The organism is Rhodanobacter sp. UC4438_H5 (assembly GCF_052978405.1).
This window is the reverse complement of sequence record NZ_CM129672.1, coordinates 3145847-3164167: the sequence shown is the minus strand read 5'-3', so window position 1 is coordinate 3164167 and position 18321 is coordinate 3145847. Positions and strand designations below refer to the sequence as shown.

Genomic DNA, 18321 nt, shown 5'->3' with positions numbered 1-18321 from the left:
AATGCGCGGCCATGAATACCGAGTCGCTCGCCTTTGCCACCCCGAAAGAAAGCCTGGGCATCCTGCTCGGGCTGGTGCGCGCGGAGATCGTGCGGGCGATGGAAGCCGAGCTGGCCGCGCAGAACGTGAACCTGCGCTTCACCCAGTTCCTGATCCTCAAGCGGTTGGCGAGGCTCGGCCCGATGTCGGCCAGCGAGCTGGCCCGCTCGGTCGAACTGGACGGCGGCGCGATGACCCGCCAGCTCGACCAGCTCGAACGCAAGGGCTACCTGCGCCGCTGCCCGCATGAACAGGATCGCCGCGCGTTGCGGATCGAGCTGACCGAGTCGGGCCAGGCGATCTGGCAGCAGCTGACCGACTGCAACGAACGCGTGCTGAATGCCGCCCAGCGCTCGCTGGACGAGGCCGAACAGGCCCGGTTGCACGACTACCTGGAGCGCGTGCTGCACGCCCTTCGCGACAAGAACTGACCCTCCCCCTCGGAGCCCCCCACGTATGCGTCTGCATCACCTTGCGGCTGCCACCGCCCTGACCCTCGCGCTGGCCGCCTGCGCCAGCAGCGGCGGCCTGCATCCGAACGGCGCGCCGCTCGACCCCGCCTCGCTGAAAGCCGCGCACCATCTCGGCGCGAACGACATCGCGGCCGCCTGGCCCGAAAGCGACTGGTGGAGCGCACTGGGCGACCCGCAGCTCGACCGGCTGATCCGCGAAGCGCTGGCCGACAACCCCGGCCTGGCCGTGGCCGATGCGCGCGCCCGCGCGGCGCAGGCGGCCGCCGGCCTGGCCGACACCGCGCGCCGCCCCAGCGTGAATGCCGGCGCCAGCGTTTCCGGCGCGCGCATCCCGACCACGGTGATGCCCGCCGATGCCGGCGGCGGCCACTTCAACCTGGCCAGCTACGCCTATGGCAGCTTCAAGTGGGGCCTGGATCTGTGGGGCGGCAAGCGCGCCGCGTGGGAAGCCGCGCTGGGCGCGTCGCGTGCCGCCGAGGTCGAGGCCCGCGCCGCGCGCATCGAACTGTCCGGCAACGTGGCCCGCGCCTATGCGCAACTCGGTTATGCCTTCGCCCAGCAGGACCTGGCCGCCGGCGAGCTGAAACGCGCGCAACAGTCGCAGCAGCTCACCGCGCAGCGCGTGGCCGCCGGCATCGACAACCGCATCGTGCTGAAGCAGGCCGAGGCCGAAGTGGCCACGGATGAGCAGGCAGCCGCGCTGGCCGATCGCGCGGTGGATGCTGCGCGCTCCGCGCTGTCCGTGCTGCTCGGCAAAGGCCCGGATCGCGGCGACGAGATCACCCGTCCACAGGTGCTGGCGCCGGCCGAGCTGGCGGTGCCGGAGAATCTGCCGCTGGAACTGATCGGCCATCGCGCCGACCTGGTCGCCGCGCGCTGGCGGGTCGAGGCCGCGGGCAAGGACATCAAGGCGGCCAAGACCGAGTTCCTGCCCAACATCAGCATCGGCGCGATGGCCGGCGTGCTCCGGCTCGGCGGCGGCAACCCGTTCACCCTGCCGGCGCGCTTCTACCAGCTCGGCCCCTCGCTGAGCCTGCCGATCTTCGACGGCGGCCGGCTGCGCGCCAACCTTTCGGCCAAGGACGCCCAGTACGACCTGGCCGTGGCGCAGTACAACCAGACCCTGGTCGGCGCGGTGAACGAGGTCGCCGACGACGTCTCGGCGACGCAGTCGCTGCAGCGGCAACTCGCCGCCCAGCAACGCGCGCAGGCCGCCGCGCGGCAGGCGTGGGATCTCGCGCTGCAGCGTTACCAGGCCGGTGTGGGCAGCTACCTGGAAGCGCTCAGCGTGCGCCAGCAGCTGCTGGCCGCCGACCGCGGCGTGGCCGCGCTGCAGGCGCAACAGGTCGACCGTTCGATCCAGTTGATCCAGGCCTTGGGCGGTGGATACCGCCCCCAGAGTCAAGCACCCCGCGGTGGATACCGCCCGCAGAATCAAGCACCCCGCGGTGGATACCGCCCGCAGGATCAGGCACCCCGCGACGGCTACCCGCCGCAGGCCGGCGCGCCGGCACCGTCATCTTCCACTTTTGCGCATCGCTGAGGCTTCCCCCATGTCTGCTCAACCCTCATCCGACTCGAACGAGAGCAAGGCCGAGTCCAGGCCGCCGCTGCCGGCGCCGAAGAAATCCCGCGGCGCGCTGCTGCGCGCGCTCGGCGTGGTAGTGCTGCTCGCCGCCATTGGCTGGGGCCTCTGGTACTTCCTCGAAGGCCGCTGGTACGAGAGCACCGACGACGCCTACGTCAACGGCAACGTGGTGCAGATCACCCCGCAGGTGCCCGGCACCGTGGTCAGCATCGGCGCCGACGACGGCAACCTGGTGCACGCCGGCGACGTGCTGGTGAAACTCGATCCCAGCGATGCCGACGTGGCCCTGGCCGAGGCGAAGGCCAACCTGGCGCTGACCGTGCGCAAGGTGCGCGGCCTGTACTCCAGCGTCAGCGGCGCACACGCCGACGTCGCCGCCAGCCAGACGGCGGTGGCGAAGGCGCGCTCCGACTACGAGCGGCGCGTGGCGCTGGCCAAGTCCGGCGCGATCTCGACCGAGGAACTGGCGCATGCCCGCGACGCGCTGACCACCGCGCAGAACGCCCTCATCACGGCGCAGCAGCAGTACCAGACCAGCAAGGTGCTGGTCGACGACACCGTGGTCGCCTCGCACCCGGACGTGCAGGTGGCGGCGGCCCAGCTGCGCGCCGCCTACCTCGCCGACGCGCGCACGCAGTTGCTGGCGCCGGTGGACGGCTATGTGGCCAAACGCTCGGTGCAGGTCGGCCAGCGCGTGCAGCCCGGCACGCCGCTGATGGCGGTGGTGCCGCTGCACCAGGTGTGGATCGACGCCAATTTCAAGGAGACCCAGCTCACCGACATGCGCATCGGCCAGCCGGTGGAGATCGAATCGGACGTCTACGGCGGCGCGGTGAGCTACACCGGCAAGGTGGAGAGCCTGGGCATCGGCACCGGCAGCGCGTTCTCGCTGCTGCCGGCGCAGAACGCCACCGGCAACTGGATCAAGATCGTGCAGCGCATCCCGGTGCGGGTGGTGTTCACCGACCCGAAGCAGTTGGAGCAGCACCCGTTGCGGCTGGGCATGTCGCTCAACGTGGACGTCAACCTGCATGACCGCAGCGGCCCCACGCTGGCGCAGCGCGCGCCCTCGCAACCCGCCTTCAGCACCGACATCTACAAGCAGCAGCTGGCCAAGGCGGATGCGGCGATCAAGGAGATCATCCACGCCAACATGGCCGGCGAAAAATGACGCGATATCGCCCCTCTCCCTCCCGGCGACCGAAGGAAGTCCCCTTGCGGGTGAGAGGGGTTGGGGAGAGGGTTCGGCGGAGACCGCGACGACGCGCTCCGCCCGTACCCTCACCCGCCCTTCGGGCACCCTCTCCCGGTGGGAGAGGGACCTCCCGTCCCACCGACTGATACGGCCATGACCACCGCATTCCGCCCACCCAACCTGGCACTTAGCACGGTCGGCCTGTCGCTGGCCACCTTCATGCAGGTGCTGGACACCACGATCGCCAACGTCTCGCTGCCGACGATTGCCGGCAACCTCGGCGTCAGCAACGACCAGAGCACCTGGGTGATCACCTCGTTCGCGGTGAGCATGGCGATCTCGCTGCCGCTGACCGGCTTCCTCACCCGCCGCTTCGGCGAGGTGCGCCTGTTCACCGCGTGCACGCTGCTGTTCGTGGCCTCCTCGTTCATGTGCGGCGTGTCGCAAAGCATGGGCATGCTGCTGGTGTTCCGCGCGCTGCAGGGCGCGGTGGCCGGCCCGATGTACCCGATCACGCAGAGCCTGCTGATCAGCATCTACCCGCCGGCCAAGCGCGGCATGGCGCTGGCCCTGCTGGCGATGGTGACGGTGGTGGCGCCGATCGCCGGACCGATCCTCGGCGGCTGGATCACCGAGAACTATTCGTGGCCGTGGATCTTCTTCATCAACCTGCCGATCGGCATCTTCGCCAGCGTGGTGGTGGCCAACCAGCTGCGCGGCAAGGTCGAGAAGACCGAGCGCCCGCGCATCGACTACGTCGGCCTGATCACGCTGATCATCGGCGTGGGCGCGCTGCAGATCGTGCTGGACAAGGGCAACGACGCGGACTGGTTCAACTCCAACTTCATCATCGTGGCCAGCATCATCTCGGCCATCGCGATCGCGATCTTCCTGATCTGGGAGCTGACCGACCCCGACCCGATCGTGGACCTGAAGCTGTTCCGCCACCGCAACTTCACCACCGGCACGGTGGCGATGGTGCTGGGCTACGCAGCGTTTTTCGCCATCGCGCTGCTGGTGCCGCTGTGGCTGCAGCAGAACCTGGGCTACACCGCCACCTGGGCCGGCTTCGCCACCGCGCCGCTGGGCGTGATCCCGGTGCTGCTGACCTTCTTCGTGGGCAAGTACGCCACCCGCATGGACCTGCGCCTGCTCGCCGCGGCGTCATTCCTGGTGATGGGCGCGACCTGCTTCATGCGCGCGGACTTCTACCTGCAGATCGACTTCTACCACGTGGCGATGGTGCAGCTGCTGCAGGGCCTGGGCGTGGCGCTGTTCTTCATGCCGACGCTGACCATCCTGCTGTCGGACCTGCAGCAGGACGAGATCGCCGCCGGTTCCGGGCTGTCGACCTTCCTGCGCACGCTGGGCGGCAGTTTCTCCGCCTCGATCACCACGCTGATGTGGACCCGCGGCGCGGTGAACCACCACGAGCAGCTGGCCGAGCACATCACGCCCTACAGCCCGGTCAGCCAGGCCGCGATGCAGCAGCTGGGCCACGGCGATCCGCAACTGGGCGGCAGCGTGATCAACGGCATGATCACCCAGCAGAGCTACCAGATCTCGTTCAACGAGGTGTTCCACGCGCTGGGCTGGATCTTCATCGGCCTGATGCTGGTGATCTGGCTGGCCAAGCCGCCGTTCACACCGAAGGCGCGGCCGGTCGCTGGCGGGCACTGAGGCGATCGGTCAGAGATCGAAGCCGATGCCCACCAGCGCCATGGTCTCGCCGCGGTTGGGCTGATGCAGGCGAGCGTTGGAAACGTGCCGGATCTGGAAGCTGAAGCGACGCCCCTGCCAGCCGAGCGTGGTGACGAACTCGTACGGACTGCTCAGCGCCTGCGTGCGTGCGGTGTTGAATGCCGGCTGGAAACTGGCGAACCAGTGGCCCGGCGCACCATCGGCCGTGCGGTACTGAAGGCGCGCACCGGCGGCCAGCAGCCAGGCTTGCTCCCGGGTGGGGTAGCGATTGTCGCGAAAGCGTGCGATGTCGCGGCCATCGATCCAGCCCAGCGAGACGTCGGGTGCCAGGCTCCAGCGGCTGTCGCCGATCGCATGGTCGTCGAACACCGCTTCGACGAACAGCGCGGGAGTGCCATGCCCATCCATGTAGCTGCGCCCGCCCTGCACCTGCAGATGGACCGATTGCGCCAGCAGCGGCAGCGGAGACGACGCCAGCGCCAGCAGCAGCAGGCGGGCGGAAAACGGGACGTGCATGGCAACCTCGGACGGGGCGGAATTTTAGTGAACTTGATGGTTCACTAAATAACGTCGAACCGAAGTGAAACCAAGGGGTGGCGAAGAATGATTGCCGCGATGCCCCGCGGCCACGGGATGCCCCTGCCGTTGCAGGGGTTCCCGTGCGCGTTCCGCCGGAACTTCAGCGACCGGCCGGCGCCTGCAGGCTGGGGCTGTCCAGGTCCAGCGCGGTGGATTGCAGCAGCACCGCCTGCGGATGATCCTTGCGGATCGCCGCGCCGAACTGCGCGGCATCGCCCACCACCACCACGTGCAGGTCGTCGGCCGCCAGGTGCTTGCGGGCGTATTTCTCGATCTGCTTCGGCGTGACCGCCTGCACCTCGGTGACGTACTTGCCGATGCTGTCGAGCGGCACGCCGTAGATCGCCAGTTCGGCGACCTCGCCGGCCAGCCCCGCGGTGGTCTCCAGGCTGCGGCCGTAAGCGCCGATCAGGGTGGCCTTGCGCGCAGCGAGTTCATCGGCATCCACGCGGCTGTCGCCCAGCTGCTTGAACTGGCCCAGCATCAGCTCGACCACCTGCGGCGCGGACGGGTTCTTGGTTTGCGCCGAGGCCAGCCAGACGCCGCCATCGCCCAGCCCCTGCAGCCGGCTGCCGGCGCCGTAGGAGAGGCCGCGCTTGATGCGGATTTCCTCGTTGAGGCGTGCCGAGTACGAACCGCCCAGCACCGCGTTGGTCACGCTGCCGACGTAGTAGCTGTCGTCGCGGCGCGGCGGCGCGGCGTGCGCGGCGACCACGCCGGCCTGGCCGGCACCGTGCTGGTCGATCAGCAGGATCGGCGGCAGCTGGCTGGCAGCGCTGCCGGCCGGGCGCGGCGGCAGCGGCGTGGCCGGCTTGGCCCAGTCGCCGAAGCTGGCCTGCGCCAGCTGCAAGGCCTGCGCGGGAGTGATGTCGCCGGCGAGGATCAGGATCGCGTTGTCCGGCCGGTACAGCGCGTCGTGCAGGCGTTGCACGTCGGCGCGGGTGATGCGCTTGAGCGAGTCGGGCGTGCCGTGGCGCGAATGGCCATAGGCGCCTTCGCCGAACACGCCGCGGTTGGCCGCCAGCGCGGCCAGCGCGGTGGGCTGGCTCAGCTGCAGGCGCAGGTCGTCGATCGCCTGGCTGCGGGCGCGCTGCACCTCGGTCTCGGCGAAATCCGGCTGGCGCACCACTTCGGCCAGCAGGCCCAGCGCCTGCGGCAGTTTCGGCGTGGTCACGGTGATGCCGATGGCGCTCTCGTCCCAGCCTGCGGAAGCATCCAGCGAGCCGCCCAGCGCCTCGGCGGCGGCAGCGATCTGCGGTGCGCTCCTGCCCGCCGCGCCCTTGCTCAGCAGGTTGGCGGTGAGGTCGGCCAGGCCGGCCAGCTGCGGCGGATCCATCTCGCCGCCGCGACGCACCCACAGCTGCGCGGTGACCAGCGGCAGGTTGGCGCGGCGCACGCTGATGACCTCCAGGCCGTTGGGCAGGGTCTGCGTGGTCGGCGTGGGCACGTTCAGCTGCGGCGCCGGACCGGGCGCCGGCGGCGTGGTCGGGAAATCGGCCGCGGTGGCGATGCCGGTGCTCAGCGCGACGGCCGTAAAGACGGCCAGACGGAAACGATGGACGCGGATCATTTCGCATCTCCCTTGGCGTTGGCCGGCGCGGCCTTGGCCTGCGGCAGGTAGTCGATGGTGACCTTCTTGGCGCCGGTGACGTACTTCTGCAGCACGCGGTGCACGTCATCCGCGCTGACCTTCTGCAACGCCACCAGGTCGTCGTTGACGTGCTGCACGTTGCCGTCGATCAGGCTGGCCTGGCCGAGCGCGAAGGCGATGCCCTGCGCGGTCTGGCGCTGTTTCAGTTCGCTGGTGAGCAGTTGCGTCTTGACCTTGTCCAGCTCGGCGTCGGCGATCGGCTGGGTCGCCAGCCAGACTATTTCCTCGTTCAGCAGTTTCTCCGCCTGGGCCGGTTCATGGCCGCTGGCGAGCACCGCGTAGACGGTGAACAGGCCCGGGCCCACGCGGGTGTCGGCAAACGCGCCGATCTCCTGCGCGACCTGGTGGCGATACACCAGCGACTGGTACAGCCGCGAGGAATCGCCCTGCGACAGCAGCGCCGCGGCCACCTGCAGCGGGATGCGGTCGGCGCTGTCCGCTGCCGGCGGGATCAGCCAGGTCATCGCCACGGCCGGCAGCGGCGCGGTCTCGCTGGTGACGGTGTAGCGCTTGTCCTGCTTGCGCACCGGCTCCTTCGCGGTGACCTGCGGGATCGGCGTGGCCGGTTTGGGGATCCAGCCGAAGTATTCATCGACCCAGGCGTCGAGCTGCTTCGGGTCGAAGTCGCCGGCCACGATCAGGGTGGCGTTGTCCGGGCGGTAGTAGGTGCGATGGAAGTCGATCACGTTCTGCAGCGAGGCCGCCTCCAGCTCCTCGATGCTGCCGATCACCGGACGCCGGTACGGATGCACCGTGTACGACTTCGGGTCGATCGCGTTGAACAGCTTGCCGTACGGGTTGGCCAGCACGCTCTGGCGGTATTCCTCCTCCACCACCGCGCGCTCGGAGGTGAAGTTCTTCTGGTCCACGTTGAGGTTGGACAGCCGCTCGGCCTCGGCCCACAGCAGGGTCTGCAGGTGGTTGCTGGGCACGATCTCGAAATAGTTGGTGACGTCGTCGCCGGTGGAGGCATTGTTGGCGCCGCCGACGTCCTCGGTGAGCCGGTCCATCTGCTCGGCGTGCATGTGCTTCGTGCTCTTGAACATCAGGTGCTCGAACAGGTGCGCGAAGCCGGAGCGCCCCTGCGGGTCGTCCTTGGAGCCGACGTGGTACCAGACCTGCACCGCCACGTTGGGGCTGGCGTGATCCTCCACGCTGAGCACCTGCAGCCCGTTGGGCAGGGTGCGCTGGTGATACTGGATCGGCGGGATGGCGAGATCCGACGCCTGCGCGGGGTGCGGAATCGCGGTGGCGGCGAGCAGGCCGAGTGAAACCATCAAGCTGGCCGAACGCAGGCGCTTGGTCATCCGTAGTCCTTGCGGGTGGAAAGCGTCAACAATAGCAAGCCCGGCGATCCGCCGGGCAACCCGCGGACGGGCATTTGTACCCGGGTACTATTGACATGGATTTCAACCCGGATAGAATGCGCCCATCAATTTATCCGGGTAAAACAATGTCGCCGTCTCAAACCGTCGCCTGCATAGCCTTCGATGGCAAAAAGCGAATCGCGCATGGCGCGTTGCCCGACGTCGCGCGCGCCGCGAAACAGGCGCTGGACGCGGGCGCCAGCGGCCCCTTGCTGGTGTTCGACGAGCGCGACAGTCGTCAGCTCGAGATCGATTTTCGTGGCAGCGTGGATGACGTGTTGTCCCGGCTCGCACCGCACGCCACGTCGGCGTCGCCCGCCGAGCCAGTCACTCGCGGGCCCGGCCGCCCGAAGCTCGGCGTGGTGCCGCGCGAAGTCACCTTGTTGCCACGACACTGGACCTGGCTGGGTCAGCAACCCGGTGGGGCCTCGGCAGTGTTGCGGCGTCTGGTCGAGCAGTCCATCCGTCATGGCGGTGCGAAAGAGCGTGCGCGCCAGGCGATGGAATCGGTCGACCGCTTCATGCAGGTCATGGCCGGCGACGAACCGGGTTACGAGGAAGCCTCGCGCTCCTTCTATCGTGGTGACCGTGAGCGTTTCGGCTCACTGACTGCCCGCTGGCCGGCTGATGTGCGCGCACACCTGCGGCAGCTGGCTGCGGTCGCCTGGGACGAGCGCGCCGACGCCGGCTGAGCCGAGCGGCGGCCCATTTCAGTCTCGTCCCACTCAATCATCCCCGACCTGCGAACCCACTGATGGCCACCGCCCGCCGCGACTCCGTCTTCTCCAACCACAACTTCCGCCTGCTGTTCGGCGGCAGCACGATCTCGATGCTGGGCGACCAGTTCACCCTGGTGGCGCTGCCGTGGCTGGTGCTGAAACTCACCGGCAACCCGGCCGCGCTGGGGCTGGTGCTGGCGGCGATGGCACTGCCGCGTGCGCTGTTCATGCTGATCGGCGGCGCGGTGGTGGACCGGCTGTCGCCGCGCCGCGTGCTGCTCGCCGCGCGCGGGGCGAACGCGCTGCTGGTGGCGCTGCTGGCCGCGCTGGTGCTGCTGGGCGACATCCGCATGTGGCTGGTGTACCTGATCGCGCTGGGCATCGGCCTGTCCACCGCGTTCGCCTACCCGGCCGGCTCGGCAATCCTGCCGCAACTGGTGCGCAAGGATCAGCTGCAACCGGCCAATGCGCTGGTGATGGGCATGCGCCAGCTCAGCATGTTCGTCGGTCCGGCGCTGGCCGGCGTGGTGATCAGCGCGGGCGCGCACGGCGCACAGCCGCAGGCGCTGCAGGATGCGGAGGGACTGGGCCTGGCATTCACCATCGACGCGATCAGCTTCGCCTTCTCGCTGGCGTCGCTGCTGCTGATCCGCGTGTCCGCCGACTTCGATCCGAAACCCGCCGCGGGCGGCGTGCTGGCCAACGTGGCCAGCGGCGTGCGGATGATCTGGGCCGACCTGCCGCTGCGCGCATTCATGCTCTACGCGGCGGTGGTCTCGGTGTTCGTCGGCGGTCCGCTGCAGGTGGGCCTGCCGGTGCTGGCCGATACGCGGATGGATCTGGGCGCCGCCTCGCTCGGCATCCTGATGACCGCCAACGGCGGCGGCATGCTGCTGGGCAGTTTCCTTTCCGGCCCGGCCAGCCGCATCGTGCGCGGCCGCCTCGGCCTGATGGTGCTGACCATCGACAGCCTCGCCGGCCTGGCCCTGGCCACGCTGGCGCTGGTGCATGCGACGGTCACCGGCGCGGTGCTGCTGGCCGCCACCGGCGTGCTCGCCGGCATCGCGCAGATCGCCATCGTCAGCTGGATCCAGCGTCGCGTGGCGCCGGAAATGATGGGCCGCGCCATGAGCGTGCTGATGTTCACCTTCATGGGCCTGGGGCCGATCTCGGCCGCGATCGCCGGCAGCCTGCTCAGGCTGATCCCGCTCACCGGCCTGTTCGCCGGCGCCGGCTTGCTGCTCACCGCGATCGCCCTGGGCTGCATGCGCAGCCCGGCGCTGCGCAGCATCGGGGCAGCGCCGGCGGCGACGGCGGCGTCCTGATCCTGCCGCCGCGCACTTTGCATTAGAGTCGGATGGCCGGATGGCCGCGGAGCGCGGCCGCGCACATCGCAAAACAGGGGAAATCGCCATGGATACTCGACGCTGGTTGGTCGCGCTGGTGCTGCTGTGCGCCACGTTCCTGCACGCCGAACCGGTACCGCTTGCCGATCTCGCACGGCACATGCAATACGAAGCCGTGAAGATTTCGCCTGACGGCAAGTACCTTGCCACCACCGCCCTGGTGGATGGCCACAGTCTGCTGGCGCTGATTCGCCTGGCCGACAAGAAGGGGCAGCTGATCCGCCAGCGCAACGAAGACGCGGTGACGGACTTCTGGTGGATCTCTCCCACCCGCGTGGTGTACACGGTGGGGACACGGCTGGGTGGCTACGACCGCCCGTTGCCCACCGGCGAGTTGTATGCGGTCAATGCCGATGGAACAGGCTCGACCATGCTGTACGGCTTTCGCAAGGACGGCATGACCACCGGTACGCTGGTCAAGCAGGTGGTGAGCGAACGCGGCTCGGCGGAGTTCATCGGCACCATTGCCGGCGATCCGAAACATATCCTGGTCGCTACCCGGCTGTGGGACGCCAACGGCAAGCACGGGGTGTTTGCCACCGCCTCCCGCATGGACGTGCGCACCGGCAAGTTGCGGGAAATCACCACCGCGCCGATGCGCGACGCATTTTTCGTCGGCGACCATCAGGGCCGGATCCGGTTTGCCTGGGGCGAGGACGAGCAGGGCGACGTCCGGGTGTTCCAGCTGCCGCTCGGGGGCGGCGACTGGAAGCCCATGCCCGAACTGGGCGCCAGCCATTCCGTGCCGATCGCCTTCGACCGTGATGACAGCGGGGCGTACTTCAGCTGCCCGGTCCCCAGCGGCGGTTTCGGCATCTGCCGCTGGAGCGAAGACAAGCCCACGCTGCAGGAGGTGTGGAGCAATCCCACTGTGGAATCGGACGGCCTGCTGCAGGGGCTGGCCGAAGACGACATCGCCGGCGTCGCCTACATGGATGGCCGCGCCGGCATCGCGCCATTCGACATGCAGTCGCCGGCGGCACGCATGCTGGTGGCGCTGATGAAGCAGTTCCCGGGCGAAAGCGTACGCTTCGTCTCCGGCACCAGCGATGGCAGCCTGAGCGTGGTGCTGGTGGAGGCCGACGCCGATCCGGGCACGTTCTACCTGTTCGACGCCAAGGCCGCAAGGCTGACGCCGCTGCTCAAGCGCGCGCCGTGGATCAATCCGCAGTCGATGGCGACCAAGCAGCCGTTCGAGTTCGCCGCGCGGGACGGCATGAAGCTGCAGGGCTACCTGAGCTACCCGCCGGGCCATGAGCAGGACAAGCACCTGCCCACGGTGGTGATGGTCCATGGCGGCCCGTTCTCCGTGCGCGACCGCTGGGAGTACGACGCCGACGTGCAGGCGCTGGCGACGCGCGGCTACGTCGTGGTGCAGGTCAATTTCCGCGGCTCGGGCGGCTACGGCTACGCGTTCGAGCAGGCCGGCTGGCGCGAGTGGGGCGGCAAGATGCAGGACGACGTCACTGACGCCACGCGCTGGGCCATCGCCCAGGGCATCGCCGACCCGCAGCGCCTGTGCATCTACGGCGCCAGCTACGGCGGCTATGCCGCGCTGGAAGGCGCGGTGAAGGAGCCGGACCTCTACCAGTGCGCGATCGGCTACGTCGGCATCTACGACCTGCCCCTGATGTACCGGCGCGGCGACATTCCCGAAACGGTCAGCGGCGAGAATTACCTGAAGCGCCAGCTGGGCGACGACTTGGCGCAACTGGCGCAGCGCTCGCCGATCAACCAGCTCGATGCGCTCAAGGCGCGGGTGATGCTGGTGGTCGGCGGCCAGGACCGGCGCGTGCCGCCGATCCAGGGCACGAACCTGCACGAGGCGCTGCTCAAGCGCCACGTGCCGCACGTCTGGCTGGAAAAGCCCGGCGAGATGCACGGCTTCTACGACGAGGCCAATGTCGCCGAGCTGTACGGGAAGATGCTCGACTTCATCGGTTCGAGCATCGGACCCGGCGTCACGGCAGGCGGCAAGTAGGCGCGCGGCACTCGATTCGCTGTTCGCCACTCGAACCGCAGTTGCCGATGGCGGGGACCGGGAACGCGCCGCGCCCGCGGCCTCAGGCCCTGCGGCGCGCTGCCGCGGCGTACGGCAGCGCGAACAGGTACAGGCCGCTGAACAACTGCGCGAACAGCGGCGGCAGCGGCGCATAGGTCAGCCATGCCGGCGGTTCGTGCGGGCTCATCCCGCGCCAGGCGAAGTTCGCGATCACGGTCAGGGTGAACACGATCGACAGCCAGCGGTGGCTCTGGCGGATCCACTGGCTCGCGCTCATGCCGCGCCCTTCGCCCTGGCCTCGATCATCTTCCAGCCATTGCCGGAGGGATCGCGGAAGCCTGCATCCACGGTGCCGTAGCGGCGCATCGGCTCCTGCGTGAACTCCACGCCCAGCGTTTGCAGCCGCTCGAAAGCGGCCTGGCAATCGTCCACCGCCAACACCAACGGCGGCATCGCACCCTTGGCCACCATCTCGCAGAGCGTCTGCGCAGTCGCCGCGTCGTGGACCGGCGGTCCCGGCCTGAACAGACCGAGCTGGAACGAGGGCTGCTCCGGATGCTGCACGGTGAGCCAGCGATAGTCGCCGTTGCGCGCATCGGCACTGACGACAAAGCCCAGCTTTCCGACATAGAAGGCGAGCGCTTCATCCTGGTCGCGGACATAGAGTCCGGCTACATCGACACCTTGAGTCATGGGACCTCCGTGGATTGGAGTGCCTTTTTACCGGGGGCCGCACGGCGGCGCTTCTCCGAAACTGCGCTCCTGAGGTCGGGCCGGTGCGCGGCGCGCACGAAGCATTCCGGAACATGTCCGTGTCCATGCCCGATCGCGCGCTGGCGCGCGCGGAATTCGCCCGGACTCTCGCCGGTGATGTCGCGGAAGATCCGCCCGAACGTGCCGATGCTGTTCCAACCGGTCCGCAGCGCGATCTCGGTGACCGGCAGATCGCCATCGCGCAGCAGCGCCGTGGCGCGTTCGATCCGGCGCGTGAGCAGATAGCGATGCGGCGGCACGCCGAACGCCTCTCGGAAGGCGCGCGCGAAGTGCGCCGCCGACACCGCACTCACCTGCGCCAGCCGCCGGACCGGCCACTCCTCGTGGGAGGCCGCGTCCATCCGGTCCTTCGCGCGCAGCAGGCGGCGCAACAATTCGGGATTCTGGCCCATCGGCTTCGTGCCCTGCGTGACGCCCATGCACCGGCCTTGCGAAGCGGGCGGAAAGGTGAATGACTAAACCGGACAGTGCGGCGGAATCCTGCGGCACGTGGCAGCTAGGCTATCGCACACCGCAAGAAGTGTTCGAGCGATTGCTCAAACGCGCTGCACTTGGGAGTTGAATCCGCCGCTGACCCCCAAGCTTCTCAGGCCTCGCGACACGGCAAGCGCGTCTCGCCATGTTCTCCAGTCGGTCCTTGTTCCGGGCACTCGACGCCACGTATCGTCGTCTCGGGCGTGGCACCATTGCCCATGGGGCATCCAGGGAGAAGTGCCGTGAGCAAGCGAAATACATGGATCTCGGGGTTGGTGGTCATCGGGCTGGCGCTTGTTGTTGGCGGCTGCACCTCCACCATTTCGTTCCGCGCCGATCCCGTGGGGAACAATGAAACACGGCTCACCTGCACCCAGTCGTCCAGCGGAGTGTGTGCGTTCAACATCTTCGTCGACGGCACGCCAACCGGCCGCGCGAGGGAAGTGCCCGAGGGTTACGCCGTGGACGTCGGTGCGCCGCCGTCGGGTGCCGATGTGCGTGGCTGCGTGGCAAACAAGACGCTTCCGTCTTGCAGTACGGTCCATATTGCCGACGGCACAGCTGCAACCACGGATGCGAAGGGCGGCTAGTGGCTAGTGCGGCCCACCGCCATTTGCCCTGCGCACCAGCGAGCCCGCGCGGTACTGCTCGATGCTGTCTTCACCTGGAGTCCCCATGAACTTTTCCGATCTGGAAAAATCCGCGCTGCGGCTCAACGACCTCTACGAGCAGCTGGAAACCAGGATGTACGGACGCGCCTGGACCACGCAGGAGCTGGCGCTGGGTTTCATGGGCGACGTCGGCGACCTGGCGAAGCTGATCCAGGCGAACGCGGGGGTCCGCAAGATCGACGACTGCAAGGCGAAGCTTGGCCACGAGTTGTCGGACTGCCTGTGGTCGATCATCGTGCTGGCGGACAAGTGCGGGATCGACCTGGAAGCGGAGTACTGCAGGAACACGAGGGAGCTGATCGATCACGTCGCCGGCGAACTGCGCACATGACGACCGCCCGGGCCCGCGCCTGGAGCACGATTCCGTGACGCAGCCACCCCGCAGAAACCGAACGCCGTAGCGGCGCGCGCAGCGGGAGCCGCGCGAATGCTCGATCGCCCGGTCCACGGCGGTCAGGCCGCGGGCTGCGGACGCGCCAACGCCTTCAACCGCTTCTTCTCCGCCTTGCGCTCCTTGCGCGCCGCCTTGCGGATCTTGCGGTCGTGATTCCACAGGTAGATGGCCGGGGTGCTGAGCAGGGTCAGCAGCTGCGAGACGAGCAGGCCGCCGACGATGGCGATGCCCAGCGGCTGGCGCATTTCGGAGCCGATGCCGAAGCCGATCGCCAGCGGCATCGCCGCGCCCATCGCCACCAGGGTGGTCATGGTGATCGGGCGGAAGCGGACCAGTGCGGCTTCGCGGATGGCATCGGGCGCGGACATGCCGTGCTCGCGCTCGCGCACCAGGGCGAAGTCGACCATCAGGATCGCGTTTTTCTTGACGATGCCGATCAGCATCAGGATCGCGATGATCGCCATCAGCGACAGCTGCGTCTGCGTGACCAGCATCGCCAGGAACGCGCCGGCGCCGGCGGCGGGCAGGGTGGAGAGGATGGTCAGCGGGTGGCCCAGGCTTTCGTAGAGGATGCCCAGCACGATGTACATGGCCAGGATCGAGCCGAGCAGCAGCACCATGCCGTTCGATTGCGCCTGCTTGAGGCGCTGGTTGGCGCCGGTGTATTCCACCTTGACGCCATCCGGCAGGTGCAGCGCGAAGGCGGCCTGGTCGACCAGCGCCACGCCGCGATCCTGGGTGACGTCCTTGGCCAGGTTGTAGCTGATGGTCACCGCCTGCAGCTGGTTGTGGTGGCGCACGCGCAGCGGGCTGATCGCCGGCTCCATGGTGGCCAGCGCGGAAAGCGGAATCATCTTGCCCTGCTCGCTGCGCACGCGGATGTTCAGCAGCGACTGCGGGCTCAGGTTCTCGTTCGGGCTGGCGTTGAGCACCACCGCGTACTGGTTGACGTCGGAGTAGATCTGCGACACCTGGCGCTGGCCGAACGCGCTGAACAGCGCGGTGTCGATGGCGCCCACGCTGACGTGCAGCCGCGCGGCGGCCTCGCGGTCGATGCGCAGCTGCTGCTGCTTGCCGACCTGGTCGAACGGGCTGCTGACGTCGCGGAACTCCTTCAGCGTGCGCAACTGGCGCACCATCTTCAACGCCCATGGCTGCAGGTCGCTGCCCTGGGTGCTGGTGAGCTGGAACTCGTACTGGCCGCCGCGGTCGCCGCTGCCGCCGCCGCCGAGGAATTGCGAGGCGCTGACCGACACCTTGACGTCGGGCAGGCGGTCGTACTGTTTCGACAGGCGCTCGATCACCGCCTTGATGCCTTCATCGCGCTCGCCCGGGCCATCGCCGCGCGGCTTGAGGTCGACGAACATCTGCGCGCTGTTGCCTACCGCGCCGCCGGCACCGTTGCCGCCGAGCAGGGTCAGCTGGTCGAGCACGGCCGGGTCGGCCTGCATGATCTTCTGCACCTGCCGCGCGCGCTCGGCCAGCACGGTGGGCGAGATGTTGGCGTCGGCGTCGATCTCCACCTGCAGCTGGCCGGTGTCCTCGTCGGGCATGAAGGTGCCGCCGGCGGTCTTCACCACCGCCGCGCCCAGCGCGAAGGTGAGGATCAGCAGCAGCAGCGGCTGCCAGCGCATCAGCCGGCGATGGCGCATGGCCCAGTCCAGCGCGCTTTCGTACATCCGCAGCAGGCCGCGATCGAAACGCTCCACTGCCCGCTCGATGCGCCCCGGCGGGGGCGCCGGCACCGGCTCGTGCTTGAGCAGGTGGCCGCACAGCGCAGGCGTGAGGGTGAGCGAGACGATCGCCGAGATCACCACCGCGGCGGTGAGCGTCACCGAGAACTCGCGCAGCAGCATGATCAGCATGTTGTTGCCGAACAGCAGCGGCGCGAACACCGCCACCAGCGACAGCGTGATCGAGACCACGGTGAAACCGATCTCGCGCACGCCGGTCAGCGCCGCCGGCAGCGGTGCCATGCCCTGCTCCATGTGCCGCACGATGTTCTCGATCACCACGATCGCGTCGTCGACGACGAAGCCGATGCACAGCACCAGCGCCACCAGCGACAGGGTGTTCAGGGTGTAGCCGAGCATCCACATCACCACGAACGCGCCGGCCAGCGACAGCGGCACGCTGAGCATGGCGATCAGGGTCGGCCGCAGCCGGCGCAGGAACACCAGCATCACCAGCGCCACCATCGCGATCGAGATCAGCAGCGCGACCTTCACCTCGTGCAGCGCCGACTGCGTGGTCTGGGTGAGGTCGAACACCGGCTGCATGTTGACGTCAGAGGGCAGCGAGGCGGCCAGTTGCGGCAGACGCGCGCGGATCGCCGCCACCGTGGCCACCGCGTTCGCCTCCGGCCGCTTGGTGATCTGCAGGCCGACCGTGCGCGCGCCGTTGAACCACGCCGCCTGGTATTGATCCTGCTGGCCGGAGTAGACATGCGCCACGTCGGACAGCCGCACCGGCGCGCCGTTGCGCTCGGCGATCAGCAGGTCGGCGAACTGGGCCGGCTCGCGCAGGCCGTCGTTGGCGCTCACCGTCATCTGCGTGCGACCGTCGCTGATGATGCCCTGCGGCGAGTTGACGTTGGCTGCGCGCAACGCGTTGGCGACGTCGTTGGCGGTGAGGTCCTTGGCGGCCAGCGCTCGGTTGTCCAGGTCGATGCGCACCGCGTGCGGGGTGCCGCCGAACACCTGCACCTGGGCCACGCCGTCGATCTGCGCGACGGCGGGTTTCAGCAAGGTGTCGGCCAGGTCGAACAGCTTGTCCTGCGGCATGCCCTCGGAGGTCAGGGTGATGAAGAGGATCGGGATCTGCGAGGTATCGAACTTGAAGTACTGCGGGGGCGAAGGCATGCCCGCGGGCAGGTCGGCCGCCGCGGCATTCAGCGCCGCCTGCACGTCCCGCGCTGCGCTGTCGGCGGTGCGGCTGAAGTTGAAGCGCACGCCGATCCCCACCGCGCCTTCGTTGGCGTTGCCGTACATGTCGTCGATGCCGGGGATCTGGCCAAGATGGCGTTCCAGCGGCGCCATCACCGTGTTGGCCATGGTCTGCGCGCTGGCGCCGGGCATGTTCGCCACCACGTAGACACCGGGGAAGTCCAGCGAGGGCAGCGCCGCCACGCCGAGCAGCAGGTAAGCCCACAGCCCGGCCAGCACCAGGCCGACGGCAAGCAGCGAGGTGCCGGCCGGGCGGCGGATCAACGGGGCGAATATGTTCACGCGAGTACCCACGGCAGCAGGTCGGCGCGGCGCAAGGCGCACGCGCGCCCCAGGTACGCAA

16 protein-coding genes are annotated in these 18321 nt (G+C 68.7%); 9 read left to right on the top strand and 7 right to left on the bottom strand.

Translation table 11 applies throughout. From position 1 onward, the window contains the following. Positions 1 to 11: 11 nt before the first annotated feature. From ACVCL9_RS14495 to ACVCL9_RS14480, 4 genes are all read left to right on the top strand, one after another. Positions 12 to 470 carry a MarR family winged helix-turn-helix transcriptional regulator gene (locus tag ACVCL9_RS14495; RefSeq protein ID WP_395120893.1) on the top strand — a complete coding sequence of 153 codons (459 nt, stop codon included), beginning with the start codon at positions 12 to 14 and terminating at the stop codon, positions 468 to 470. A gap of 25 nt (positions 471 to 495) precedes the next feature. Beyond that, positions 496 to 2055: an efflux transporter outer membrane subunit gene (locus ACVCL9_RS14490; protein ID WP_447097595.1), complete on the top strand. Its 1560-nt coding sequence runs from the start codon at positions 496 to 498 to the stop codon at positions 2053 to 2055. Between the two features lie 10 nt (positions 2056 to 2065). Next, on the top strand, positions 2066 to 3271 hold the full coding sequence (locus ACVCL9_RS14485; RefSeq protein ID WP_447097596.1) for an HlyD family efflux transporter periplasmic adaptor subunit: 1206 nt from the start codon (positions 2066 to 2068) through the stop codon (positions 3269 to 3271). A gap of 177 nt (positions 3272 to 3448) precedes the next feature. Further along, complete coding sequence (locus ACVCL9_RS14480) at positions 3449 to 4975, top strand: DHA2 family efflux MFS transporter permease subunit (RefSeq protein WP_447097597.1); 1527 nt, start codon at positions 3449 to 3451, stop codon at positions 4973 to 4975. A 9-nt stretch (positions 4976 to 4984) separates the two neighbouring features. Here ACVCL9_RS14480 and ACVCL9_RS14475 read toward each other — a convergent pair whose 3' ends face one another. From ACVCL9_RS14475 to ACVCL9_RS14465, 3 genes are all read right to left on the bottom strand, one after another. Further along, a complete protein-coding gene (locus tag ACVCL9_RS14475; RefSeq protein WP_447097598.1) occupies positions 4985 to 5512 on the bottom strand; it encodes an acyloxyacyl hydrolase in 528 nt (175 codons plus the stop codon). 163 nt (positions 5513 to 5675) lie between these two features. Then, a complete protein-coding gene (locus ACVCL9_RS14470) occupies positions 5676 to 7145 on the bottom strand; it encodes a M16 family metallopeptidase (protein WP_447097599.1) in 1470 nt (489 codons plus the stop codon). After that, positions 7142 to 8533 carry a M16 family metallopeptidase gene (locus ACVCL9_RS14465; RefSeq protein ID WP_447097600.1) on the bottom strand — a complete coding sequence of 464 codons (1392 nt, stop codon included), beginning with the start codon at positions 8531 to 8533 and terminating at the stop codon, positions 7142 to 7144. The genes ACVCL9_RS14470 and ACVCL9_RS14465 overlap by 4 nt, the downstream gene beginning before the upstream one ends. A gap of 146 nt (positions 8534 to 8679) precedes the next feature. On the opposite strand from ACVCL9_RS14465, the gene ACVCL9_RS14460 reads away from it, so the two are divergent. The 3 genes from ACVCL9_RS14460 to ACVCL9_RS14450 all read left to right on the top strand — a co-directional run bounded on the left by ACVCL9_RS14460 (position 8680) and on the right by ACVCL9_RS14450 (position 12699). Next, complete coding sequence (locus tag ACVCL9_RS14460; protein ID WP_447099499.1) at positions 8680 to 9285, top strand: DUF2239 family protein; 606 nt, start codon at positions 8680 to 8682, stop codon at positions 9283 to 9285. A 62-nt stretch (positions 9286 to 9347) separates the two neighbouring features. Then, on the top strand, positions 9348 to 10637 hold the full coding sequence (locus ACVCL9_RS14455; protein WP_447097601.1) for an MFS transporter: 1290 nt from the start codon (positions 9348 to 9350) through the stop codon (positions 10635 to 10637). An 88-nt stretch (positions 10638 to 10725) separates the two neighbouring features. Continuing rightward, complete coding sequence (locus tag ACVCL9_RS14450; RefSeq protein WP_447097602.1) at positions 10726 to 12699, top strand: alpha/beta fold hydrolase; 1974 nt, start codon at positions 10726 to 10728, stop codon at positions 12697 to 12699. Between the two features lie 82 nt (positions 12700 to 12781). On the opposite strand, the gene ACVCL9_RS14445 is transcribed toward ACVCL9_RS14450, so the two are convergent. From ACVCL9_RS14445 to ACVCL9_RS14435, 3 genes are read right to left on the bottom strand one after another with little or no spacing between them, the layout of a single operon-like run. Further along, positions 12782 to 12997: a hypothetical protein gene (locus ACVCL9_RS14445; RefSeq protein WP_395120883.1), complete on the bottom strand. Its 216-nt coding sequence runs from the start codon at positions 12995 to 12997 to the stop codon at positions 12782 to 12784. Then, entirely contained in the window at positions 12994 to 13413 is a 420-nt protein-coding gene (locus tag ACVCL9_RS14440; RefSeq protein ID WP_447097603.1) for a VOC family protein, read from the bottom strand. Before ACVCL9_RS14440 ends, ACVCL9_RS14445 begins: the two co-directional genes overlap by 4 nt. Then, a complete protein-coding gene (locus tag ACVCL9_RS14435; RefSeq protein ID WP_447099500.1) occupies positions 13410 to 13886 on the bottom strand; it encodes a helix-turn-helix transcriptional regulator in 477 nt (158 codons plus the stop codon). The genes ACVCL9_RS14440 and ACVCL9_RS14435 overlap by 4 nt, the downstream gene beginning before the upstream one ends. Positions 13887 to 14210: 324 nt before the next feature. Here ACVCL9_RS14435 and ACVCL9_RS14430 point away from each other — a divergent pair, with 324 nt between their 5' ends. Together ACVCL9_RS14430 and ACVCL9_RS14425 are read left to right on the top strand one after the other, a co-directional pair. Then, positions 14211 to 14558, top strand: a complete 348-nt coding sequence (locus ACVCL9_RS14430) for a hypothetical protein (protein ID WP_447097604.1) — start codon at positions 14211 to 14213, stop codon at positions 14556 to 14558. Positions 14559 to 14643: 85 nt separating this feature from the next. After that, positions 14644 to 14970, top strand: a complete 327-nt coding sequence (locus ACVCL9_RS14425; protein ID WP_395120879.1) for a nucleotide pyrophosphohydrolase — start codon at positions 14644 to 14646, stop codon at positions 14968 to 14970. A 122-nt stretch (positions 14971 to 15092) separates the two neighbouring features. On the opposite strand, the gene ACVCL9_RS14420 is transcribed toward ACVCL9_RS14425, so the two are convergent. Next, positions 15093 to 18260, bottom strand: a complete 3168-nt coding sequence (locus ACVCL9_RS14420) for an efflux RND transporter permease subunit (RefSeq protein WP_447097605.1) — start codon at positions 18258 to 18260, stop codon at positions 15093 to 15095. Positions 18261 to 18321: the final 61 nt, after the last annotated feature.